Below are 22,216 nucleotides of genomic sequence, written 5' to 3' on the forward strand. Positions count from 1 at the left end.
CCGCGTGCGACGACGGCCCCGGCGGCGTTCCGCCGGGGCCGTCGTCGTCTCCTCACCGGCCGGGCTCGGGCATGCCTCCCTCGCCCGGCCGGAGGCCTGTGGTCGCGGCGACGGGCTCCCGCGGCTCCGACTCGGCGTGCGCCCGACGACGCACCCGGGCGGGGCGCGGGTCCGCGAGCCCCCGCGGGGCGAACCAGCGCGCCGTGAGCTGGACGATCGGCCCCACGCCCAGCGCGTAGGCGACCGTCGCCCAGCCCAGCGTGCCGCCGAGCACCCAGCCCAGCGACACGACGACGACCTCGATGAGCGTGCGCACGAGGCGCACCGACCACCCGGTGCGCGCGACGAGGCCGGTCATGAGCCCGTCGCGCGGGCCGGGCCCGAGGCGCACCCCGAGGTACGCCGAGGTCGCGAGCCCGTTGAGCACGATCCCGCCGACGGCGAGCGCGACGCTCGCGACGACGCCGGGGTCGGGCACGAGGCGGGTCACGAGCGCGATCGCCGGGTCGATGGTCAGGGTGATGACGACGACGTTCGCGATCGTCCCGATCCCCGGGCGCTGCCGCAGCGGGATCCACGCGAGCAGCGCGAGCACGCTGAGCGACCCGACGACGACGCCGAACGGCAGCCCGGTGCGCAGCACGACGCCCTGGTGCAGGACGTCCCACGGCATCCCGCCCTGGCCCGCGTGGAGCAGCATCGCCATGGACAGCGCGTAGGCGAGGAGGCCGAGGAGGAGCTGGACGGCACGACGGGTGGGGCTCATGCGAGCCATCCTGACGACCAAGTGGCATCGACATCCATAGCCAATCGCGAGAGAGTGGCCCCATGAGCCTCGCGCCGCCCGGGTCCGTCGACGTCCACCGGCACCTCTCCCCCGCCGCCGCGGCGCGGCTGCTGGGACGGTGGCACGCGGGCGGCCCCGCGTACACCGCGCTGGCCGACGCGCTGCGCGCCGCCGTCCTCGCCGGCACGCTCGCCCCGCACACGCGGCTCCCGTCCGAGCGCGACCTCGCCGTCGCGCTCGGCGTCTCCCGCACCACCACGGCGGCCGCGTACGGGCGGCTGCGCGAGCTGGGCTTCGCGCGCTCCCGGACGGGGTCGGGGACCGTCGTCGTGCTCCCCCGCGCGACCCGGCCCCGGACCGCGCCCCGTGCCCGCGGGGGCGACGCCCCGCCCGCACCGGCCCCGCACGTCGCACCGATCGACCTCGCCGACCTCTCCCAGGCGACCTCCGCCGCCCCGAGCGGGCTGCACGGCGCGTACTCGCGCGCGCTCGAACGCCTCCCCGAGTACCTGTCCGGCGGCGGGTACGAGCCGTACGGCGTCGGCGTCCTGCGCGAGGCGATCGCCGACCACCACACCCGGCGCGGCACGGCGACGACGCCCGACGAGGTCCTCGTCACGACCGGCGCCCAGCACGCGATCACCACGCTCGCGGGCACGCTCCTCGGCGGCGGCGACCGCGCCGTCGTGCAGTCGCCCACCTACTACCACGCGATGGAGGCGCTGCGCCGCGCCGGGGCGCGGCTCGTCCCGGTCCCCGTGGGGCGCGGCGACCGGGGGTCGCACCCCAGTCGCGAGCAGGACGCGCCCGGGTTCGACGTCGACCTCTTCGGCTCGACGCTGCGCCAGGTCTCGCCGCGGCTGGTGTACCTCGTACCGGACTTCCACAACCCCACCGCGTACACGCTCACCCCCGAGGAGCGGGCCGGGGTGCGCGAGGCCGCCGCGCGCCACCGCGTGACCGTCGTCGGGGACGAGACCCTCACGGACCTCGACCTCGACGGCGACCCGGACGCCGTCGGCCCCGTCGCCGAGCCGCTCGCCGGGGACGGGGCCTCGCCGTACGTCGTCACCGTCGGGTCGGCGTCCAAGTCGTTCTGGGGCGGGCTGCGCGTCGGGTGGGTCCGCGCGCACCCCGACCTCGTCGCGCGGCTCGCGCGCACCCGGCAGTCCGCCGACATCGCGACCGCGGTGCTCGAGCAGCTCGCCGTCGTCGAGCTGCTCGACGACGCGGGCAGCGTGCTCGCCGAGCGCCGCAGGACGCTGCGCGCGCAGCGCGACCTGCTGTGCGGGCTGCTGGGCGCGGCGCTCCCCGACTGGCGCGTGCACGTGCCGGAGGGCGGGCTGTCCCTGTGGGTCGACGTCGGCGCGCCCGTCGCCCAGGCGTTCGCCGCCGCGGCCGCCGCGGAGGGCGTCCTGGTCAACGCCGGCCCGACGTTCACCCCCGACGGCAGCGCCGCGGACCGGCTGCGCCTCACGTTCTCGCGACCGCCCGAGGAGCTGGAGCGGGCGGTGCCCCGGCTCGCCGCGGCGTGGGCGCGCGTGGCCGGCTGACCACGCCCTGGGCCGTCCGCGAGCGGGCAACCGCGGTCAGCGCGAGCGGAGCTCCACGGGCGCGGTCGCCTGGGTCCCGTCGTGCAGGAGACGCGCGACCACGGCGCCCTCGGCCGCGAGGGCCCGCCAGGTCTCGCCGAGCCACTGCTCCGCGTCGTACTGCGTCGTGAAGACGGGGCTCACGGGCGTGGCGAGGACGCTCCCCTCGGCGTCGTCGAGCTCCCAGACCCACTGCGGCCGGATCATCGTGCCTCCCTCGCCTCGGCGCCGCGCACGTGCTCGCCCGGCTCCGGGTGGCGCACGAGCGACCGGTTGATGCGCGCCGCCCAGAGCGGGCCCTGGTAGAGGAACCCGGTGTACCCCTGGACGAGGTCGGCGCCCGCGTGCAGGTAGTCACGGGCGTCGTGCGCGGTCGTGATGCCCCCGACGCCGATGATGGCGCGACGCGGGCCGAGGCGCTCGCGCAGGCGCGCGACCACGGCGAGGCCCCGGGCGCGCACCGGCGGTCCGGACAGTCCGCCGGGCCCCCGGTCGTGCCCGATCGTCGTGTTGACGGCGACGACGCCGTCGAGGTCGAGCTCGTCGACGAGGTCGGCGACCGCGTCCACGTCCTCGTCCGCGAGGTCGGGCGCGATCTTGACGAGCAGCGGCACGCGGGCGGCTCCCGCGTCCGTGGTCGCGGCGTCCGCGGCCTCGCGGACCGCCACGAGGATCGGGCGCAGCGACGCGACCTCCTGGAGGTCGCGCAGGCCCGGGGTGTTGGGTGAGGACACGTTGACGACGAGGTAGTCGGCGTACGGCGCGAGGAGGCTCGCGCTCGTCGCGTAGTCCCCCGCGGCCTCGGACGCGGGCGTGACCTTGGTCTTGCCGATGTTCGCGCCCACGAGCACGGCCCGGCCCGCGCGGGTCGAGCGCAGCGCGGCGAGGCGCCGGGCGGCCGCCGCGGCACCCTCGTTGTTGAACCCCATGCGGTTGCGCACGCCCGACACGTCGAGCTCGCGCCACAGCCGCGGCTTCTCGTTGCCGGGCTGCGCGTGCGCGGTGACCGTACCGATCTCGACGAACGCGAAACCGAGCATGGTCAGGCCGCGCACGGCGCGCGCGTCCTTGTCGAACCCGCCCGCGAGGCCGAAGGGCGCGGGGAAGACCCTGCCCAGGACCTCGACGCTGCCCCGGCCCCCGGCCGCGCGGCCCAGGTAGGGCGCGAGCGCCCCCTGCACGACGTCGCGCAGCACCGGCACGCGGCCGACGGCGCCGATCAGGTCGAACGCGACGTGGTGCGCGCGCTCCGGGTCCATGCGGCGGAAGACGGTGTCGAAGAGCAGTCCGTAGAGGAGCGGGCGGCGGCGGGTCATGCGGCGTCCTCCGGGGTGTCGGTGTCGGTGCGGGTGCTGGTGGCGCTCGGGGTGGCGACGGTCGCCGACGTCCCGCCGGGGCGGGTGCGCCAGAGCCACCACAGGCCGACGAAGGGCAGGACGAGGGGCACGTAGCCGTAGCCCTGCCCGAAGCCGGACCAGACGGTGGCGCGGGGGAACGCCTCGGGGTCGGCGAGCGAGAAGGCGCCGACGGCGAGCACCCCGACGAGCTCGACGCCCACCGCGACCCACGCGACGCGCCGCGCGACCTGGCCGCCCCGCGCGAGCGCGATCGTCGCGACGACGTACACGGCCGCCGCGAGCCCCGACAGCGCGTACGCGAGCGGCGCCTCGTGCCAGTCGCGCAGGAGCTGCACGGCGGCCCGGGCCGAGGCCGCGAGCGCGAAGATCCCGTACACGGCGACGAGGACCCGGCCGAAGCCGGCGTTCGTGCGACGCGGGTGCGGCGTCCCGTCCGGGGCGGCGGGTGCGCTCATGGCGAGGACCTCCAGGTCAGGCGTTCCAGATCTGCCACAGGCGCCACTCGAGGAACGCGACGGTGAGCGCGGCGACCGCGAGCACGACGGAGCTCCAGCGCGAGCGCTCCGCGAAGGCCCACAGGGCGGCGACGGGCAGGATGAAGAGGGTGGTCACGAGGTAGCCCCACAGCAGCACGGGGTCGCTCGGCGCGGTCCCGGTGGCGCCGAGCACGCCCACCACGACCGCCTGCACGAGGATCAGCCCCTCGATCACGGCCGCACCCCAGAGCTGGCGCAGGATCACCGCGCGGTCGCGCACGACGAACACGAGAGCCCAGCCGGCGAGCGCGACGCACGCCGCGACCACGAGCAGCAGGAGGGGAAGGACCACGCGGCCGAGCGTACCGGGGGCGGCCCGCGGCCACGGAATCGGTCCACAGGCCCCGCCGACCTCACGGGGGCAGGGGCGCCGTCGCCGGGGATAGCATCGCGGGGTGGCTGAACTGACCGTCTCCAGCAAGAATCCCGCCGGTGCCAAGGTCGACGCGCTCGTCGTCGGCACCCACACGACGTCCGACGGCGTCGCGATCGTCGGGGGCGACCTGCCCCGTCCGGTGGTCGCCGCCCTCGAGGACCTCGCACCCGCGCTCGGCATCACGGGCGCCGCCGACGAGGTCCGCAAGGTGCCCGCCGGGCCCGAGCTCAAGGCCGACGTGCTCGTGCTCGTGGGCCTCGGCGCACGGCGCGCCGACGGCACCTTCAGCGCCGAGGCGCTGCGCCGCGCCGCCGGTGCCGCGCTGCGCGCGCTCGCCGGGACGACGTCGGTCGCGGTCGCGCTCCCCGTCGAGGACGAGGCCGAGCTCGGCGCCGTCGCCGAGGGAGCGCTGCTCGGTGCCTACGCGTTCGCGCGCTACCGCACGGGCGAGGCCGCGTCGTCGGCCGCGAACCGCCCGCCGGCGACCGTCGAGGTCCTCGCCGGGAGCACGCGCAGCTCCGCGGCCAAGGCCGCCGTCGAGCGGGCCAAGGTCGTCGCGGCGGCCGTGAACGCGACGCGCGACCTCGTCAACGCCGCGCCCAACGACCTCTTCCCCGCCGCGTTCGCCGACGTCGCGAAGCAGGCCGTCAAGGACTCGGGCGCCAAGGGGCTCAAGGTCACGGTGCTCGACGACAAGGCGCTCGTCGCGGGCGGGTACGGCGGCCTCGTCGGCGTCGGACAGGGCTCGGCGCGCGGCCCGCGCCTCGTCAAGGTCGCCTACGCGCCGTCGCGCCCCGCCGCGAAGGTCGCGCTCGTGGGCAAGGGCATCACGTTCGACTCGGGCGGCATCTCGATCAAGCCCGCCAAGGGCATGGAGGCGATGAAGTCCGACATGGCCGGCGCCGCCGCCGTGCTGCAGACCGTCGTCGCCGCCGCGCGCCTCGGGCTGCCCGTGGCCGTGACGGGCTGGCTGTGCCTCGCGGAGAACATGCCGTCGGGCACGGCGCAGCGTCCGTCCGACGTCATCACGATCCGTGGCGGCAAGACCGTCGAGGTGCTCAACACCGACGCCGAGGGCCGCCTCGTCATGGCCGACGGCCTGGTCGCCGCCGTCGAGGAGAAGCCCGACGTCGTGCTCGACGTCGCGACGCTCACCGGCGCCCAGATGGTCGCGCTCGGCAACCGCGTCTCCGCGGTCATGGGCGCCGACGACGTGCGCGCCGAGGTCGTCGCGGCGGCCGACGCCGCGGGCGAGCAGTTCTGGCCGATGCCGCTGCCCGAGGAGCTGGGAGCGTCCTTGAAGTCGAAGGTCGCCGACCTCGCGAACATCGGCGACCGGTTCGGCGGCATGCTCGTCGCGGGCCTGTTCCTGCAGGAGTTCGTCGGCGAGACGCCGTGGGCGCACCTCGACATCGCCGGCCCCGCGTTCAACGAGGGCTCGGCCCACGGCTACACCCCGGTCGGAGGCACAGGCGTCGCCGTCCGCACCCTGCTCGGCCTCGTCGAGGGCCGCGCCCGCCGCTGACCCGGTCTCGTCGAGCAGGTGGTCCTGGTCGGTCCCGTCGCCCGGACGAACCAGGACCACCTGCTTGCGCCGGAAGATCGCCGGGTCGGGCGGTGTCAGGAGGTGCGGCGACGGCGCTGGCGGGAGTTCCAGTCGCGCATGCGCTGCGGGTAGCCGGTGAAGCGCACGTTGTAGACGGGCACGCCCAGCGAGCCGGCGACGTCGAACGCCGTCTTCTCGTCCGGGACGCGCCGGCGCGTCCACTCGCCCGTCGTCGCGATGAGCAGCAGCGTCGCCCCCGTGTCCTGCGTGGGCGGCTCGACGTACGCCTCGACCCCGACGCGCGTGCGCACGAAGTCCTGGAGGTGGGCGAGCGTCGCGCGGCGGGCGTCCGACGGCGCGGCGGCGGCGCCGCCCGGCGACGAGGTCGTCGCGGGGCGGCGGGAGAACAGGCTGGACAGCTTGGGCAGCCGGGGCACAGCGGCAGGGTACAGCGTGACCCTGGTCATACGGTGGCCCCGCTGTCTGCAGCGTCACAGCCGCGAGGCCCTGGTTTCGATTGGGGAGCCCGTGCCCGAGGTGCCAAGATGGCACCCGGAGAACGTTCACGCACCGTGGGCCAGCGGTTCCCGTCCGGCCCGTCGACGTGCCGTGCACGTCCGCCCTCGCTCTCCCCTCGCTGAAGGAGTCGCACGTGGCCGAACCCGGCACACCATTCGACGTCGTCGTCCTGGGCGGAGGCAGCGCCGGCTACGCCACGGCGCTGCGTGCCGCCCAGCTCGGCCTCTCCGTCGCGCTCGTCGAGTCGGGCAAGCTCGGTGGTACCTGCCTGCACAACGGGTGCATCCCCACCAAGGCCCTGCTCCACGCGGCCGAGCTCGCCGACGGCGCCCGCGAGGGCGCGAGGTTCGGCGTCCGCAGCTCGTTCGACGGCATCGACATGGCAGGCGTCAACGGCTACAAGGACGGCGTCGTCGCGGGCCTCTACAAGGGCCTCCAGGGGCTCGTGGCCTCGCGCGGCATCACGTTCGTCGAGGGGCACGGCCGGCTCGTCTCGCAGGACACCGTCGAGGTCGACGGCACCCGGTACACCGGCCGCCACGTCGTGCTCGCGACCGGCTCGTACGCGCGCTCGCTGCCCGGTCTCGAGATCGCCGGCCGCGTCATCACCTCCGACCAGGCGCTGCGGCTCGACCGCGTCCCGAAGTCGGTCGTGGTGCTCGGCGGCGGCGTCATCGGCGTCGAGTTCGCGAGCGTGTGGAAGTCGTTCGGCGCCGACGTCCAGATCGTCGAGGCGCTGCCCCACCTCGTGCCCAACGAGGACGAGGCGCTGTCGAAGTCGCTCGAGCGGGCGTTCCGCAAGCGCGGCATCCAGTTCTCCCTGGGCGACCGGTTCGCGGGCGTCAAGGAGACCGACTCGGGCGTCACCGTCACGCTCGAGTCCGGCAGGACCTTCGAGGCCGAGCTGCTGCTCGTCGCCGTCGGGCGCGGGCCGCGCACCGCCGACCTCGGGTTCGAGGCGCAGGGCATCACGCTCGACCGCGGGTTCGTGATCGTCGACGAGCGCCTGCACACGGGCGTCGGGAACATCTGGGCCGCGGGCGACATCGTGCCCGGCCTCCAGCTCGCGCACCGCGGGTTCGCGCAGGGCATCTTCCTCGCGGAGCAGATCGCCGGGCTCGACCCGACGCCGATCGTCGAGTCGTCGATCCCGCGCGTCACGTACTGCGAGCCCGAGGTGGCGTCCGTCGGCGTCACGGAGGCCGCGGCGATCGAGACGTGGGGGGCCGACCAGGTCGAGTCCCTCGAGTACAACCTCGCCGGCAACGGCAAGAGCAAGATCCTCGCGACCAGCGGCTTCGTCAAGCTCGTGCGCCGCAAGGACGGTCCCGTCGTCGGCGTGCACATGATCGGTGCCCGCGTCGGCGAGCTCGTCGGCGAGGGCCAGCTCATCGTGGGCTGGGAGGCGTACCCCGAGGACGTCGCCGCCCTGGTCCACGCCCACCCCACCCAGAACGAGGCACTCGGAGAGGCGCACCTGGCCCTGGCCGGCAAGCCTCTGCACGCCCACAACTGACCCCAACGATCGAAGGAGACCAGGCAGGTCATGTCTGAGAACGTGCAGATGCCGGCCCTCGGCGAGTCCGTCACCGAAGGCACCGTCACCCGTTGGCTCAAGTCGGTCGGCGACACCGTCGCCGTCGACGAGCCGCTGCTCGAGGTCTCGACCGACAAGGTCGACACCGAGATCCCGTCGCCCGTCGCGGGCGTGCTCGAGCAGATCCTCGTCCAGGAGGACGAGACCGTGGAGGTCGGTACCGACCTCGCCGTGATCGGCGACGGTTCCGGCGGCGGCGACGCCGCGCCCGCCCCCGCGGCGGCCGAGGAGCCCGCGCCCCAGGCCGCGCCGGAGCCCGAGCCGGAGCAGCCGGCCGCGCAGGAGGCCCCCGCCGAGCCCGCCCCCGCCCAGCAGGCCGCTCCCGCGCCGCAGTCCTCCGGCGGTGAGGAGATCAGGCTCCCCGCGCTCGGCGAGTCCGTCACCGAGGGCACCGTGACCCGGTGGCTCAAGTCGGTCGGCGAGACCGTCGAGGTCGACGAGCCGCTGCTCGAGGTCTCGACCGACAAGGTCGACACCGAGGTCCCCTCGCCCGTGGCCGGCACCGTCCAGCAGATCCTCGTCCAGGAGGACGAGACGGTCGAGGTCGGCACCGTGCTCGCGATCGTCGGCTCGGGCGCCGCCCCGGCCGCCGCCCCCGCGGCACCGGCCGAGCCCGCCCAGGAGGCCCCGAAGCAGGAGGCTGCTCCCGCCCCGGCCCCGACCGAGGCGCGCACCCCGGCGAGCGAGGCGGACGTCCCGGCCCAGGCCGCGCAGGAGGGGACGCCGGCCCCCGCCACGAGCGCCCCGGCTCCCGCGGCCGAGAAGCCCGCCGCGCCGTCCGCACCGGGTGCGACCCCGGCCCCGGCCGCGAAGGCCGGCGGCACGTACCTCACCCCGCTCGTGCGCAAGCTCGCGGCGGACAAGGGCGTCGACCTGTCGACCCTCACGGGCACGGGCGTCGGCGGCCGCATCCGCAAGGAGGACGTGCTCGAGGCCGCCCGCAAGGCCGAGGAGGCCAAGGCCGCCCCCGCAGCCGCCGCTCCCGCGGCTCCCGCCGGTGGTGCCCCGAAGAAGGCCTCCGTCCCGGCCGTCTCGCCGCTGCGCGGCACGACCGAGAAGACGAGCCGTCTGCGCAAGCTCGTCGCGAGCCGCATGGTCGAGGCGCTGAGCACGCAGGCCCAGCTCACGACGGCGGTCGAGGTCGACGTCACCCGCGTCGCCGCCCTGCGCAACCGCGCCAAGGCGGACTTCAAGGCGCGCGAGGGTGCGAACCTCACGTTCCTGCCGTTCTTCACGCTCGCCGCGGTCGAGGCGCTCAAGGCCTACCCGAAGATCAACGCGACCTTCGGCGAGGACGAGATCACCTACCACGGCCAGGAGAACGTCGGCATCGCGGTCGACACCGAGCGCGGCCTCGTGGTCCCCGTCATCAAGGACGCGGGCGACCTCAACCTCGCCGGCATCGCGCGCAAGATCGCCGACCTCGGCGCACGCACGCGTGCCAACAAGGTCGGTCCGGACGAGCTCGCGGGCGCGACGTTCACGATCACCAACACCGGCTCGGGCGGCGCCGTCTTCGACACGCCGATCGTCCCGGTCGGTCAGGTCGCGATCCTCGGCACGGGCACCATCACCAAGCGCCCGGTCGTCGTGACGGACGCGGACGGCAACGACACGATCGGCATCCGCTCGACGTGCTTCATCTTCCTGTCCTACGACCACCGCCTGGTCGACGGTGCGGACGCCGCGCGCTTCCTCACCACGATCAAGAACCGCATCGAGGAGGGCGCGTTCGAGGCCGAGGTCGGCCTCTGACGCTCCGCGCTCCCTGACGCACGCCGCGAGGCCCCGACCACCCACGGTCGGGGCCTCGCGGCGTTCCCGTGACCTGGCGCGGGCCGGGTCGCGGAGAAGTTCCCGGCCACGGGTGCGCGGGACGGTCGCGGCCCCGTAGCGTGGCCCCATGGACATCGTCGTGGCGGGCTCGCACGGATTCATCGGTGCGGAGCTGCTCGAGCGGCTGCGCGAGGAGGGCCACCGCGTGCGCCGGCTCGTGCGGCGTGCCCCGCAGACGTCCGACGAGCACGAGTGGGACCCCGACGCCGGGGTCCTGGACCCCGGCGTGCTCGCGGGGGCCGACGCCGTCGTGAACCTCGCGGGCGCAGGGATCGGCGACCACCGCTGGACGACCGAGTACAAGCGCACCCTGGTCACGTCCCGGACCCGGACCACCGGCCTCCTGGCCCGGACCATGGCCGGCCTCGACGCGCCACCGCCGGTCTGGGTCCAGGGCTCCGCGATCGGCTACTACGGCGACCGGGGCGCGCAGGTGCTCACCGAGACGTCGGCGTCGGGCGACGGGTTCCTCGCCCGGCTGGTCCGGGAGTGGGAGGCCGCGACCGCGCCGGCCGAGCAGGCGGGCGTCCGCGTGGTCCACGCCCGGACGGGCATCGTGCTCTCCTCCGAGGGCGGCGCCCTCGGCCGGCTCCTCCCGCTGCTGCGGCTCGGCGTCGGCGGACGCCTCGGCCCCGGCACGCAGTACTGGAGCTGGATCACGCTGCGCGACGAGGTCGACGCGCTGCGCCACCTGCTCACCGCGCCCGTGCACGGGCCGGTCAACCTCTGCTCCCCCCACCCGGCCACGAACGCGGAGATCACCCGCGCGCTCGCGCGAGAGCTCCACCGCCCGGCCGTGCTGGCCGTCCCCTCCGTCGCGCTGCGCGTCGTGCTCGGCGAGCTGGCCTCGGACATCCTCGGCTCCCAGCGCGCCCTCCCCACCGTGCTCGAGGCGAGCGGGTTCACCTACTCCGACCCCCTCCTCGACGACGCCGTCCGGCGGGTCGCCGAGCGGCGCTGACGCCTCGCCCCGACGTCCGAGCCAGGTCGGACCGGGGCCCGCGGCGGTGCGCCTCAGCGCACCTCGACGACACGCCACCCGGCGTCGGTCCAGCGGAGCACGAGCACGACGGTCGTCCGCGGCGTCGCGGGCACCTGCAGCTCGTCGCCGTCCGTGCGCTGCCGGTGCGCGCTGACGGCGTAGTCGACCTCGACGACCGCGTCGGCGGGCACCGTGCCCGCCCCGGCCGCCGCGGGTGACCAGCCCTCGACGGGTCGGGCGTCGAAGACCTCCGCCCGCGCGTCGAGCACGTCCACGCCCTCGAGCGCCGCCAGCACCGCGGCGTCCCGCGCCTCCGCCGACGAGCCCGCGACCACCACCGACGACAGGTCGCCCGTGCCCTCGGTGAGCAGCGCGAGCCGGCGCGCCGTGAGGGCCCGTGCGGCCCCGGCCGGGTCGTCCGGGTCGAGCACCCTCGTGTCCTCGGCCGGCTCGACGGCGGTCGCGGCCGTGCTCGGCGCCCTCTCGCCGCCGTCGGGCGCGGCCGTCCGCGACGGTCCCAGGTGCACCAGGAGCACCACGAGCGCCGCGCACCCGGTGAGGATCGCCAGGCTCGTGCCGACGGCACGAACCGCCCGTCGCCGTCGGCCCCGCGCGCCCCGCCCACGGGGCCCGGTCCCACCACGCGCGGCGCTCCCGGACACCGTCCGTACCGCGACGCCGGGCCGCACGGTCCGCCGACCGCCGAGAGCACCGGCCACGAGACGCGCGGGGTCGGGCATCACGACCGGTCGCGGCACCACGGCGTCGTAGCAGCGCGCGGCGAACGTCCCCGCGGCAGGTCGCGCGGACGGTTCGTCGCGCAGCGCCACCGCGAGCTCGGCGTGGAGCGCCGCGAGGTCGCGCGCCTCCTCCGGGTCGCCGGTCGCGCGGTAGGACGGGTGGCTCGACGCCGGGGGCGGCACGAGGTCGAGCACGACCCGGGCGAGGTCCCGCACGTCGTCCGCCGCGGTCCCGCGCGCGGGCGCCAGCGCCGGGCGCAGGACGGCCCTCCCGCTCGGCGTGACGACCACCGACGCCGCCTCGAGGCTCCCGTGCGCGCGCCCGTCCCGATGGAGCCGCGCCAGGCCCTGCGCGACGGGGACCAGCACCGTGACCGCCTCGGCAGCCCGGAAGGGCTCCCGTGCCGCCGCCAGCTCGTCGAGACGCAGCCCGTCGACGTGGTCGGTGAGCACCACGAGCGACGACTCCCCCGCCTCGACGACACCACGCACCGCCACGACGTGCTCGTGCTCCTCGGAGAGCGCGTGCAGGTGCTCGACCAGCACCGCGCGAGCCCCCGGGCCCTCGGGGACCTCCAGCCGGGCGATCTCGCACACCGTGCCCGCGTCGTCGTACGCGACGGACCCACCGCTCGCGCCGGGCTCCCGCCGCACCGACCATCCCGCGGCCGCGAGCACGGGTACCAGGTCGGCGACGGACTCCACGGGCGGTCGCGCGCGGCGCGACGTCGACGACGACATGCCCCCATCTCACCGCGTGCCGGACCCCGCCGTGCCGTTGTCCACAGGCCGGATCCTCCGTCCGGTGCCGCGTCCCGGGCGCGGGCGGGTCGGGACGCCGGGGCCGGACCCGAGCGCTCGGGTCCGGGTCCGGGCGTCCCCCGGCCGGCTCCGCCCCGAGGGCGGTCAGACGTCGAGGAGGCGACCCTCGCGGGCGCTGCGACGGGCGGCGTCGAGGACCTCGGCGGTGCGGACGGCGTCGTGCGGGTCGACGGGGACGGGCCCGTCGTCGAGGATCCAGTCCGCGACGGCACGGTAGAAGTCGGCGTGACCGCCCGGTGCCTGCGGGACGGGCTCGCGCTCGCGACCGCGCGTGACCCAGCCGAGCGTGCCCTCGGGGGCGGCGTCGTCGAAGACCTCGAAGGGCGACGCGTCGTTCTCGAACGTCGTGACGACGTACGCCCCGGTCGTCCCGAGCACGCGCGTGCGCGGCCCGGGGGCGCCGACGACGGAGCCGGCCCAGAGGCGGCTCACGACCGCGTTCCCGTCGGCGTCGGGCGCGTGGTGGAGCACGAGGAAGACGTCGTCCTCGGTGGGGGTGGTGTGCGAGCGCAGCTCGGCCCACACGCCGGTGACGCGCCCGAAGAGCTGGGTCGCGGAGTCGACGAGGTGCGGCCCGAGGTCGAGGAGCAGGCCGCCGCCGACGAGGTCGTTCTCCTTCCAGCGCTGCTGCGGCACGGGGCGCCATCGCTCCCACCGGCGCTCGAACGTGTGCACGCGCCCGATCACGCCGCGGTCGAGCACGGAGCGCAGGGTGAGCTGCTCGGGGTCCCAGCGGCGGTTCTGGAAGACGGTGAGGGGCGTGCCCGCTGCCTCGGCCGCCTCCACGACGGCGCGGGACGACGCCGCGCCGAGCGCGAGCGGCTTGTCGACGACGACGGGCACCCCCGCCCGCGCGAGCGCGGTGGCGTGGTCGGCGTGCAGGGCCGACGGGCTCGCGACGACGACGACGTCGTAGGCGGCGCGGTCCGCGAGGAGCGCGTCGAGGTCGTCGTGCAGGTGCACGTCCGGCCAGTCCTCGGCGGCGGCGGCCCGACGCTCGGGCGACCGGACGACGACCGCCGTGACCACGTGCCCGGCCTCGCGGACGAGGCGCGCGTGGATGCCCCGGCCTGCTCCCCCGTACCCGACGATCCCGACCCTGAGCGTGCGCGCGGCGGTGTCCATGCCGACCAATCTAGCCGTGACCGTGACGGGCGCCGGAGGTGTCCGTCGGGATGGTCCGAGCACCCCCGCGAACCTGGCAGAATGTGCGCGTTGGTCCGGTATGGAGCGCTGCGTACCGTCTCGCGCGGGTCGGGCCGAGAATCGGTTTCGGGAAGGTCGTCCCTTGAGCACCACGAGCCGCCGCGTCCCTCGTCGGAGCGTCCTGCGCTACGTCCTGATCGCCCTGGCGGTCGCCATCGTGGTCGCGAACGTGATCAACCAGCAGTCCGTCGCCGCCGACGACGAGCCGGCCCCGACCCCGGGCAGCGCGCTCGAGGCGCTGGCGCGGCTCGAGGTGAAGGGGCCTGGCCCGGACACGGGCTACGAGCGGGGGCTCTTCGGTCCCGCGTGGGCGGACGTCGACAGCAACGGCTGCGACACCCGCAACGACATCCTCGCGCGCGACCTCACCGACCTCACGTTCTCGACCCGGGGCGAGGTCTGCGAGGTGCGCACGGGCACGTTCCAGGACCCGTACACCGGCGAGACCATCGACTTCCGCCGCGGCAACGCGACGAGCATGGCGGTCCAGATCGACCACGTGGTGCCGCTGCTCGACGCGTGGCGCAAGGGCGCGCGCGCCTGGGACGACGAGACGCGTCGGCAGTTCGCCAACGACCCGCTCAACCTCCTCGCGTCCGACGGCCCCGCGAACCAGGCCAAGGGCGCGCGCGACGCGTCCGCGTGGCTGCCCCCGAACCACGCGTTCCGCTGCCCGTACGTCGCACGGCAGGTCGCGGTGAAGACCGCCTACGAGCTCGCGGTGACGCCGTCGGAGTCCGAGGCGATGGCGCGCGTGCTCGCGGACTGCCCGGCCGAGCCGCTCCCCGCCGGCTGACCCGGCTCCCCCGGGCACCGGTCCGTACGCCCGAGCGCGCTCGGCCACCAGGCCCGACGGCCGACGTCGTGCACGAGCGCGGGCACGAGCAGCGACCGCACCACGAGCGTGTCGACGAGGACGCCGAACGCGACGATGAACGCGAGCTGGGCGAGGAACAGCAGCGGGATGATGCCGAGCGCGGCGAACGTCGTGGCCAGCACGACCCCCGCCGACGTGATGACCGACCCCGTGACCGCGAGGCCCCGCAGGACGCCGCGCCGCGTCCCGAACCGCAGGCTCTCCTCCCGCACGCGCGTCATGAGGAAGATCGAGTAGTCGACCCCGAGCGCGACGAGGAAGCAGAACGCGTAGAGCGGGACGGCCGGGTCGGCGCCCGGGAAGTCGAGCACGTGGTCGAACACGATCGCGGCGACGCCGAGCGCGGCGCCGAACGACAGCACGTTGGCGAGCATGAGGAGCACCGGCGCGACGACGGACCGCAGCAGCAGGATCAGGATGAGCAGGATCACGGCGAGGACGACCGGCACGATGGTCCGCAGGTCGCGCTGGCCCGCGAGCTGCGTGTCGAGCCGCTCGGCGGCGGCGCCCCCGACCATCGCGTCGGGCGAGACGTCGTGCACGGCGTCACGGAGCGCCGAGACGGTCTCGACGGCCTCCTGGCTGTCCGACGGCGCGTCGGTCGTGACGTCGACCCGCACCTGTCCGTCGACGACGAGCGGTTCGCCGCGCGCGGGTGCGCCCGGCGCGGCGGCAGGCTGGTCGGTGACCGGCGTGGCGGCGGCGACGCCCTCGGTGCCCTCGGCGGCCGCGACGACCGCGTCGAGGTCCTCCTCGGGGGCGATCACGATCGCGGGCTGCGCGGAGACGCCCTCGAAGTGCTCCGTGAGCGCCGCCTCGCCGGCGACGGAGTCGACGTCCGCGAGGAACACCTCCGAGTCGCCCGTTCCCTCGGCGTCGAGCGTCGGGACGAACGCCGCGCACGCGGCGAGGACCAGCGCCGTGACGACCCACACGCGCCGGTCGTGCCGACCGACGAAGCTCGCGACGCGCGACCACACGCCGTGCCCGTCGACGCGCACCGCGTCGTCGCTCTCGACGGGCGCGGTCTGCGCGTCCGTCGCCCCGCCGTCGTGCTCGGCGTGCGCGCCCTCGTACCGGGGCATGCGCGGCCAGAACAGCGCGCGCGACCGCTGGCCAGCGACGAGCAGGAGGGCGGGGAGGAGCGTGAGCGCGGCGACGAACGCCGCGGCGATGCCGATCGCGGCGACCGGGCCGAGGCTGCGGTTGGACGACAGGTCGGACAGGAGCAGGCACAGCAGGCCCGCGATGACGGTCCCCGCGCTCGCGGCGACGGGCTCGACCGAGGCGCGCACCGCCCGCCGCAGCGCCACCGTGGTGGAGCGGACGAGGCGCAGCTCCTCCCGGTACCGGGCGACGACGAGCAACGAGTAGTCGACCGCCGCGCCCACGACGAGGATCGAGAGGATGCCCTGCGACTGCCCGTTGAGCGTGAGGACGTCGGCGGCGGCGAGGTGGTAGACGACGAGGCCCGCGAGGGTCAGCGCGAGCACGGCCGTGAGGATCACGAGGAACGGCAGGATCGGCGACCGGTAGACGATCGCGAGGATGACGAGCACGGCGCCGAGCGCGACGAGCAGGAGGACGGTGTCGATCCCGCCGAACGCGGTGACGAGGTCGGCCACGAACCCGGCCGGGCCGGTGACCCAGACGTCGAGCGAGGTCCCGGCGAGCCCGCCCTCGGACGCGTCCGCGGCGGCGAGGTCGCGCAGCGCGCCGACCGCCAGCTCGCTCACGCTGTCCTCGTCGGCGCCGATCCGGTCGGACGCGACGGACGCGTCGAGCGAGACGACGACGAGCGCCGCCTCGCCGTCCTCGGACGGCACGACGACGGGGTCGGCGACGGAGACGTCGCCGACGGTCGCGGGCTCGTCGCCCGACGTCCCCGCGAGCGGGGCGTCCGGGACCGCCCGGGCGAACGCGTCGAGCGCGGCGAGGTCCTCGGGCGTCAGGGCGCTGCCGTCGCCCGTCGTGGCGACGACGAGCGCGGGCAGGGTCTCGGAGTCGGTGAACTCCTGGGCGACCTCGGCGGCGCGCGTGGACTCGGCGCTCGCTGGGAGGAACGCGGCGGCGTCGTTCGTCTGCACGCTGCTCAGGCGCCCCTGGGCCTGCCCGCCCAGCGCGCCGATCGCCATCCACAGACCGATGACTGCGACAATGATCAGCCCGCGGAGGAACCCGCCCGTCCTATTGCTCAGCATGCTGAGGAATGGTGCCATGGCGGAGGGAGGAATGCACGTTGGAGCACGCGTCGAGCAGCGGCAGCACCGGGCGGTACGCCGGCCCGGACGTCGGCGACCCCACACCCACCGACCCCCGGGAGTGGGCCACCGGCCGCCTCCTGTTCGCCGTCGCCCGCCGGATCGAGCGGGAGTGGAACGCCCATCTCGGGCAGTGGGACCTCAACCATGCGGGCTTCCCCGTGCTCATGCACCTGCTCGCCGGACCTCGCTCGCAGCGGGCCCTCGCCGAGGAGTCGGGCGTGACCGAGCAGACCATGAGCAGGGTCGTCGCCCGGCTCGAGCGCTCCGGGTACGTGACCCGCACCGACGACCCCGCCGACCGCCGCCGTCGCGCCGTCGCGATCACCGCGGCCGGGCGCGAGGCGGGCCTGGCCGCCGCGCGGCGTCGTCCCGCCGAGGAGCTCGCGACCCGCGGGCTCGACGACGCCCAGATCGCGGCGCTGCGGGACGCCCTCCTCGCGCTGCTCGAGACGTTGCCGCGGACTCCCCACGACGAGGGCTAACCTGAGCCGATGGACCTGCTCGCGCTGCCCGGGATCACGGAGTACCACGAGGCCTGGGACCTCCAGCGCGCGGTGCACGACGACGTCGTCGCGACCACCCGGCCGGACACCCTGATCCTCGTCGAGCACCCCTCCGTCTACACCGCCGGCCGCCGCACGCGCCGTGACGAGCGGCCCGACGACGGCACGCCCGTCGTCGACGTGGACCGCGGCGGGAAGATCACGTGGCACGGCCCGGGCCAGCAGGTCGCCTACCCGATCGTGCGGCTCGTCGAGCCGGTCGACGTCGTCGCGTACGTGCGCGCGCTCGAGGAGGCCGTCATGGGTGTTTGCGCGCGGCTCGGCCTCGCGACGATGCGCGTCGAGGGACGCAGCGGGGTCTGGGTCGCTGCCGACGCGACGCGCCGCGAGCGCAAGGTCTGCGCGATCGGCGTGCGCGTCGCGAAGGGCGTGACGATGCACGGTCTCGCCCTCAACTGCGTGCCCGACCTCTCCCGCTTCGACCGGATCGTCCCGTGCGGGATCGAGGACGCCGACGTGACGTCGCTCACCGCCGAGCTCGGGCGCGAGGTCACGCTCGCCGAGGTCGCGCCGCTGCTCGTCGCCGCGCTGGGGGACGCGCTCGCGCCGCTGCTCGCCGCGACCGCGTGGGACGACGCGCACCCGACCTCCCCGCAGGACGCGCTCGCGGGCTAGGCTGGGGACTCCAGGGAATCCTCGCGCGCCGGAGTACGGGTGGGTCGGCGCGCGGTAGGACGTACCCCGAGGACCTGGACCGCATGACCACCACCCCCGCGCGCCCGACGTCGCGCGCCCGCAACTCCCCGCCCCTGCCCGCTCCTCCCCGCCCCGACGCGCCGGGGCGCAGCGGCTACGCCCGGCTGCCGCAGCTCGCGGGCCGCGCGTTCCTCCCCGTGGCGTTCCTCGCCCGGCTCCCGTTCTCGATGCTCACCATCGGGACCCTGCTCCTGGTGTCCTCGACGACCGGGTCCGTCGCGATCGGCGGGCTCGCCTCGGCGGCGACCGCGCTCGGGACGGCGCTCGGCGGCCCGACCCAGGGCGCGCTCGCCGACCGCGTCGGTCAGCGCCGGGTCCTGCTCGTCGCCGTCCCCGTCGCGACGCTCGCCGTGCTGGGTCTCGTCCTCGCCGCCTCCGCGCCCGGTGCGACGGCCGCCGTCCTCGCCGCCGCGGCGGTGACGGGAGCGAGCGCGCCGCAGGTCGGCCCTCTCGCGCGCGTGCGCTGGCTCCGGCTCGCCGCCGACGAGCCGCGCACCGTCGAGGCCGCGATGAGCTACGAGAGCACCGCCGACGAGGTGAGCTTCGTGCTCGGCCCCGCGCTCGTCGGCGTCCTCGCGTCGGCCGGCTCGCCGCAGGTCGCGGTCCTCGTCGCTGCGGGCGGCATCGCCGTCTTCGGCACCGCGTTCGCTCTCCACCCGACGGCGCGCGCGACCCTCCACGCCCCCGCCACCTCGTCCGACGCGGGAACGGGCACGGGCACGACGAGCCCGGCCACCGACACCGTCGGGACGCTCGCGCTCGTACGGCGCGAGGCCGTCGTGCTCGTCGGGATGCTCGCGATGGGCCTCCTGTTCGGCGGGACCCAGTCCGCGCTCACCGCGCTGACCCGCGACGCGGGCGTGCCCGGGAGCGCGGGTCTCGTCTACGCCGTGATGGGGGTGGGCTCCGCCGTCACCGCGCTGTCGGTCGTCGCACTCCCCCGCCGCTGGGGCCTGCGCAGCCGGTGGATCACGTTCGCCGCCGGGCTCGTGGCGGGCACGGTCGCCCTCATCCTCGCCGCCGCGAGCGGCTCGCTGACCGCCGTCGTCGTCGCGGTCGCCGCGACCGGCCTGTTCGTCGGGCCGGTGATGGTCACGGTGTTCACCGTCGCCGGCGAGCGCGCACCCGCCGGGCGCACGGCGTCAGCCATGACGCTCGTGGCGAGCGCGAACGTCGTCGGTGTGGCGGTCGGCGCCTCCGGTGGCGGCGCGCTCGCCGACGCCGTCTCGACGACGACCGCCTTCTGGCTGCCCGTCGTCGCGGCGGTCCTGCTCGTCGCGACCGGGGTGTCGTTGACGTCACGTCCACAGGGTGAGCGACGCGCGGGAGACGACGAGCGCGAGCGCGTAGTCTGACCGGAGTCCGGCGTCGTACCCGGGCGCGCGCACCCGAACGGTGCGCCCGCCCACTGCCTGCTCGGCGCGACGTCGGCGCTCACTCGCCACGACGACCGGGAGACACCCGTGACGATCGCACCTGAAGGACGGCGCATGCTGCGGGTCGAGGCCCGCAACGCCGCGACGCCGATCGAGAAGAAGCCCGAGTGGATCAAGACCCGCGCGACGATGGGTCCTGAGTACTCCGAGCTCAAGGGCCTCGTGAAGCGCGAGGGCCTGCACACGGTCTGCGAGGAGGCGGGCTGTCCCAACATCTTCGAGTGCTGGGAGGACCGCGAGGCGACGTTCCTCATCGGCGGCGACCAGTGCACGCGCCGGTGCGACTTCTGCCAGATCGACACGGGCAAGCCGGCCGACTTCGACGCGGACGAGCCGCGCCGCGTCGCGGAGTCCGTCCAGGCGATGGGCCTGCGCTACTCGACGATCACGGGCGTCGCACGCGACGACCTGCCCGACGGCGGCGCCTGGCTCTACGCGGAGACCGTCCGCCAGATCCACGCGCTCAACCCCGGCACGGGCGTCGAGCTGCTCATCCCCGACTTCAACGCGATCCCCGAGCTGCTCGACGAGGTGAACGGCTCCCGGCCCGAGGTGCTCGCGCACAACCTCGAGACCGTGCCCCGCATCTTCAAGCAGATCCGCCCGGGCTTCCGCTACGAGCGCTCGCTGTCGGTCCTCACGCGGGCGCGCGAGGCCGGGCTGGTGACCAAGTCGAACATCATCCTCGGCATGGGCGAGACGATCGCGGAGGCCAAGGAGGCGCTGCAGGACCTGCACGACGCAGGCTGCGACCTCGTGACGATCACGCAGTACCTGCGCCCGTCGCTGCGCCACCACCCGGTGGACCGGTGGGTCAAGCCCGAGGAGTTCGTCGAGCTGTCCGACGCCGCGGAGGAGATCGGCTTCCTCGGCGTCATGTCCGGCCCGCTCGTACGGTCGTCCTACCGCGCGGGACGCCTGTGGGGCCAGGCCATGACACGCCGCGGCATGGAGATCCCGGCGGCTCTCGCGCACCTCGCCGAGCCGACGACGTCCCGCCAGGAGGCCGCGAGCCTGCTGGCCCGTTCGCCCCACTAGACTGACCGGCATGGCCCGCAAGAACTCGGACAGCACCGGCGCGCCCGCCGCCGGCGAGCAGGTCGCGAAGCAGAAGAAGCCCAAGAAGCAGCGCTGGTACCACCAGGTCTGGGCCGCGTACCAGATGACGCGCAAGCAGGACCCCGCGGTCACGTGGGTCATGCTCGGCGTGTTCGTCGGCATCCTCGCCGTCGCGCTCGGCATCGGCCTGTGGTGGGGCCAGTGGGTCTACACCCTCATCGTCGGCATCCCGTTCGCCGCGCTGGGCGCGATGTTCGTCCTCACGCGTCGCGCCGAGCGCGCCGCGTACCAGCAGATCGAGGGCCAGCCCGGCGCGGCGCGCGCCGCGCTCGGGACGATCCGCCGCGGCTGGACGTTCGACGAGGAGCCCGTCGCGATCGACCCGCGCACGCAGGACCTCGTGTTCCGCGGCGTCGGCCGGGCCGGCGTCGTGCTGGTGAGCGAGGGCCCGGCGCACCGCGCGAAGCGTCAGCTCGACGCCGAGCGCAAGCGCGTCGCGCGCGTGCTGCCGAACGTGCCGATCACGACGATCCAGGTCGGAGACGAGGAGGGCCAGGTCGCCCTTCCCAAGCTCCCGCGCGCCGTCCAGAAGCTCAAGCCGTCGCTCACCAAGCCGGAGACGGCCGAGGTGTCCAAGCGTCTGCGCGCCCTCGGGGTCTCGCGCCTGCCGATCCCCAAGGGGATCGACCCGACGCGCGCCCGCCCCGACCGCAAGGGCCTCAAGGGGCGCTGACACGCACTCCTCCTGCACGACGACGCCCGGCCGGGCGAGGCTCGCTCCTCACCGGCCGGGCGTCGTCGTGCCGGGTGAGCTTCCGGCCCGGGCGACCCGCTGAGCGGGACGCGGGTCGGAGCCGCCGTCAGGTGCGGACCAGGACGGTGCCCGCAGCGCGGTCGTGGAGACCGCGCCCGTCGGCGTCCCACACGACCGCGGGGATGACGAGGCACAGGAGCACGGTGCGCAGCGCCCCGCGGCCGATGCCGACCATGCGGGCGGGCTCGGCGAGACGGCGGACCCGCATGCCCATCACGCGGTGCCCGACCGTGAACCCCAGCGTGCTCACGAGCAGGACGTTCTCGATCGCGAAGACCAGCGGCTGCGACCACACCGGCAGCGCGGAGATGCCCTCGAAGAAGCCCGGCACGGCAGGCCGGAAGAAGAGGAACGCGACGAGCGTCGCGAGCACCCAGTCGATGACGAGCGCGACGACGCGCCGTCCCAGGGTCGCGAGCGAACCCGGTCCGTCCGGCGGGAGACCGAGCCGCGCGCCGCGACCGCCCTGCTGACCGCCCGGGGTGCCCTCGAGCCACGAACCCATGTCCTCGCGTGAAACCACGGGACCAGGGTACGTGCCGGTCGGTGGACGACCTCGACGGTTCGGGCACCCACGGCGGTATCGTGCCGAACGGCACACCGCCCGCCG

21 protein-coding genes are annotated in these 22,216 nt (G+C 75.4%); 11 read left to right on the forward strand and 10 right to left on the reverse strand.

Annotated elements, in window-relative coordinates; genetic code table 11:
- Positions 1 to 52 precede the first annotated feature (52 nt).
- The gene (yczE, locus tag NHH00_RS03285; RefSeq protein WP_253050097.1) at positions 53 to 766 is read right to left on the reverse strand and encodes a membrane protein YczE; all 714 of its coding nucleotides are present in this window, start codon (positions 764 to 766) and stop codon (positions 53 to 55) included.
- A 62-nt stretch (positions 767 to 828) separates the two neighbouring features.
- Here yczE and yczR point away from each other — a divergent pair, with 62 nt between their 5' ends.
- Positions 829 to 2,340 (forward strand): MocR-like transcription factor YczR, encoded by a 1,512-nt coding sequence (gene yczR, locus NHH00_RS03290; protein WP_253050100.1) that lies wholly within the window; start codon positions 829 to 831, stop codon positions 2,338 to 2,340.
- Positions 2,341 to 2,376: 36 nt separating this feature from the next.
- Here yczR and NHH00_RS03295 read toward each other — a convergent pair whose 3' ends face one another.
- From NHH00_RS03295 to NHH00_RS03310, 4 genes are read right to left on the reverse strand one after another with little or no spacing between them, the layout of a single operon-like run.
- Positions 2,377 to 2,586 (reverse strand): hypothetical protein, encoded by a 210-nt coding sequence (locus tag NHH00_RS03295; protein ID WP_253050103.1) that lies wholly within the window; start codon positions 2,584 to 2,586, stop codon positions 2,377 to 2,379.
- Positions 2,583 to 3,695, reverse strand: a complete 1,113-nt coding sequence (locus tag NHH00_RS03300; protein WP_253050106.1) for a quinone-dependent dihydroorotate dehydrogenase — start codon at positions 3,693 to 3,695, stop codon at positions 2,583 to 2,585. Before NHH00_RS03300 ends, NHH00_RS03295 begins: the two co-directional genes overlap by 4 nt.
- Positions 3,692 to 4,192, reverse strand: coding sequence for a hypothetical protein (locus NHH00_RS03305; RefSeq protein ID WP_253050109.1), 501 nt, complete (start codon positions 4,190 to 4,192; stop codon positions 3,692 to 3,694). Before NHH00_RS03305 ends, NHH00_RS03300 begins: the two co-directional genes overlap by 4 nt.
- A gap of 16 nt (positions 4,193 to 4,208) precedes the next feature.
- Positions 4,209 to 4,565, reverse strand: a complete 357-nt coding sequence (locus NHH00_RS03310) for a hypothetical protein (RefSeq protein WP_253050112.1) — start codon at positions 4,563 to 4,565, stop codon at positions 4,209 to 4,211.
- Positions 4,566 to 4,668: 103 nt separating this feature from the next.
- Between NHH00_RS03310 and NHH00_RS03315 the strand changes: the two genes are divergently transcribed.
- Positions 4,669 to 6,174 carry a leucyl aminopeptidase gene (locus tag NHH00_RS03315; protein WP_253050115.1) on the forward strand — a complete coding sequence of 502 codons (1,506 nt, stop codon included), beginning with the start codon at positions 4,669 to 4,671 and terminating at the stop codon, positions 6,172 to 6,174.
- Positions 6,175 to 6,269: 95 nt separating this feature from the next.
- Here the strand turns inward: NHH00_RS03315 and NHH00_RS03320 are convergent, their stop codons facing one another.
- Positions 6,270 to 6,632 carry an oxidoreductase gene (locus tag NHH00_RS03320; RefSeq protein WP_374614025.1) on the reverse strand — a complete coding sequence of 121 codons (363 nt, stop codon included), beginning with the start codon at positions 6,630 to 6,632 and terminating at the stop codon, positions 6,270 to 6,272.
- A gap of 215 nt (positions 6,633 to 6,847) precedes the next feature.
- On the opposite strand from NHH00_RS03320, the gene lpdA reads away from it, so the two are divergent.
- From lpdA to NHH00_RS03335, 3 genes are all read left to right on the forward strand, one after another.
- Positions 6,848 to 8,230 carry a dihydrolipoyl dehydrogenase gene (lpdA, locus tag NHH00_RS03325; protein WP_253050118.1) on the forward strand — a complete coding sequence of 461 codons (1,383 nt, stop codon included), beginning with the start codon at positions 6,848 to 6,850 and terminating at the stop codon, positions 8,228 to 8,230.
- 30 nt (positions 8,231 to 8,260) lie between these two features.
- Positions 8,261 to 10,066 (forward strand): 2-oxoglutarate dehydrogenase, E2 component, dihydrolipoamide succinyltransferase, encoded by a 1,806-nt coding sequence (gene sucB / locus NHH00_RS03330; protein WP_253050121.1) that lies wholly within the window; start codon positions 8,261 to 8,263, stop codon positions 10,064 to 10,066.
- A gap of 148 nt (positions 10,067 to 10,214) precedes the next feature.
- Entirely contained in the window at positions 10,215 to 11,108 is an 894-nt protein-coding gene (locus NHH00_RS03335) for a TIGR01777 family oxidoreductase (RefSeq protein ID WP_253050124.1), read from the forward strand.
- A 53-nt stretch (positions 11,109 to 11,161) separates the two neighbouring features.
- Here NHH00_RS03335 and NHH00_RS03340 read toward each other — a convergent pair whose 3' ends face one another.
- Together NHH00_RS03340 and NHH00_RS03345 are read right to left on the reverse strand one after the other, a co-directional pair.
- A complete protein-coding gene (locus tag NHH00_RS03340; RefSeq protein ID WP_253050127.1) occupies positions 11,162 to 12,610 on the reverse strand; it encodes a hypothetical protein in 1,449 nt (482 codons plus the stop codon).
- A gap of 165 nt (positions 12,611 to 12,775) precedes the next feature.
- The gene (locus tag NHH00_RS03345; RefSeq protein ID WP_253050130.1) at positions 12,776 to 13,816 is read right to left on the reverse strand and encodes a Gfo/Idh/MocA family protein; all 1,041 of its coding nucleotides are present in this window, start codon (positions 13,814 to 13,816) and stop codon (positions 12,776 to 12,778) included.
- Between the two features lie 163 nt (positions 13,817 to 13,979).
- Between NHH00_RS03345 and NHH00_RS03350 the strand changes: the two genes are divergently transcribed.
- The gene (locus tag NHH00_RS03350) at positions 13,980 to 14,693 is read left to right on the forward strand and encodes an HNH endonuclease family protein (RefSeq protein WP_253050133.1); all 714 of its coding nucleotides are present in this window, start codon (positions 13,980 to 13,982) and stop codon (positions 14,691 to 14,693) included.
- On the opposite strand, the gene NHH00_RS03355 is transcribed toward NHH00_RS03350, so the two are convergent.
- Complete coding sequence (locus NHH00_RS03355; protein WP_253050136.1) at positions 14,606 to 16,975, reverse strand: MMPL family transporter; 2,370 nt, start codon at positions 16,973 to 16,975, stop codon at positions 14,606 to 14,608. The two genes, NHH00_RS03350 and NHH00_RS03355, sit on opposite strands and share 88 nt — an antisense overlap.
- A 38-nt stretch (positions 16,976 to 17,013) precedes the next feature.
- Between NHH00_RS03355 and NHH00_RS03360 the strand changes: the two genes are divergently transcribed.
- From NHH00_RS03360 to NHH00_RS03380, 5 genes are all read left to right on the forward strand, one after another.
- Complete coding sequence (locus NHH00_RS03360) at positions 17,014 to 17,520, forward strand: MarR family winged helix-turn-helix transcriptional regulator (protein WP_253050139.1); 507 nt, start codon at positions 17,014 to 17,016, stop codon at positions 17,518 to 17,520.
- Between the two features lie 9 nt (positions 17,521 to 17,529).
- Positions 17,530 to 18,216, forward strand: coding sequence for a lipoyl(octanoyl) transferase LipB (gene lipB / locus NHH00_RS03365; protein ID WP_253050141.1), 687 nt, complete (start codon positions 17,530 to 17,532; stop codon positions 18,214 to 18,216).
- A gap of 83 nt (positions 18,217 to 18,299) precedes the next feature.
- Positions 18,300 to 19,652: an MFS transporter gene (locus NHH00_RS03370; RefSeq protein WP_253050143.1), complete on the forward strand. Its 1,353-nt coding sequence runs from the start codon at positions 18,300 to 18,302 to the stop codon at positions 19,650 to 19,652.
- A 108-nt stretch (positions 19,653 to 19,760) separates the two neighbouring features.
- Positions 19,761 to 20,771 carry a lipoyl synthase gene (lipA, locus tag NHH00_RS03375; RefSeq protein ID WP_253050145.1) on the forward strand — a complete coding sequence of 337 codons (1,011 nt, stop codon included), beginning with the start codon at positions 19,761 to 19,763 and terminating at the stop codon, positions 20,769 to 20,771.
- Positions 20,772 to 20,781: 10 nt separating this feature from the next.
- Positions 20,782 to 21,525, forward strand: a complete 744-nt coding sequence (locus NHH00_RS03380; protein WP_047233940.1) for a DUF4191 domain-containing protein — start codon at positions 20,782 to 20,784, stop codon at positions 21,523 to 21,525.
- A gap of 127 nt (positions 21,526 to 21,652) precedes the next feature.
- On the opposite strand, the gene NHH00_RS03385 is transcribed toward NHH00_RS03380, so the two are convergent.
- Positions 21,653 to 22,129, reverse strand: a complete 477-nt coding sequence (locus NHH00_RS03385) for an RDD family protein (RefSeq protein WP_253050147.1) — start codon at positions 22,127 to 22,129, stop codon at positions 21,653 to 21,655.
- Positions 22,130 to 22,216: the final 87 nt, after the last annotated feature.

Origin of the sequence: Cellulosimicrobium cellulans (assembly GCF_024124905.1) — a bacterium.
GTDB classification, from domain to species: domain Bacteria; phylum Actinomycetota; class Actinomycetes; order Actinomycetales; family Cellulomonadaceae; genus Cellulosimicrobium; species Cellulosimicrobium cellulans_G.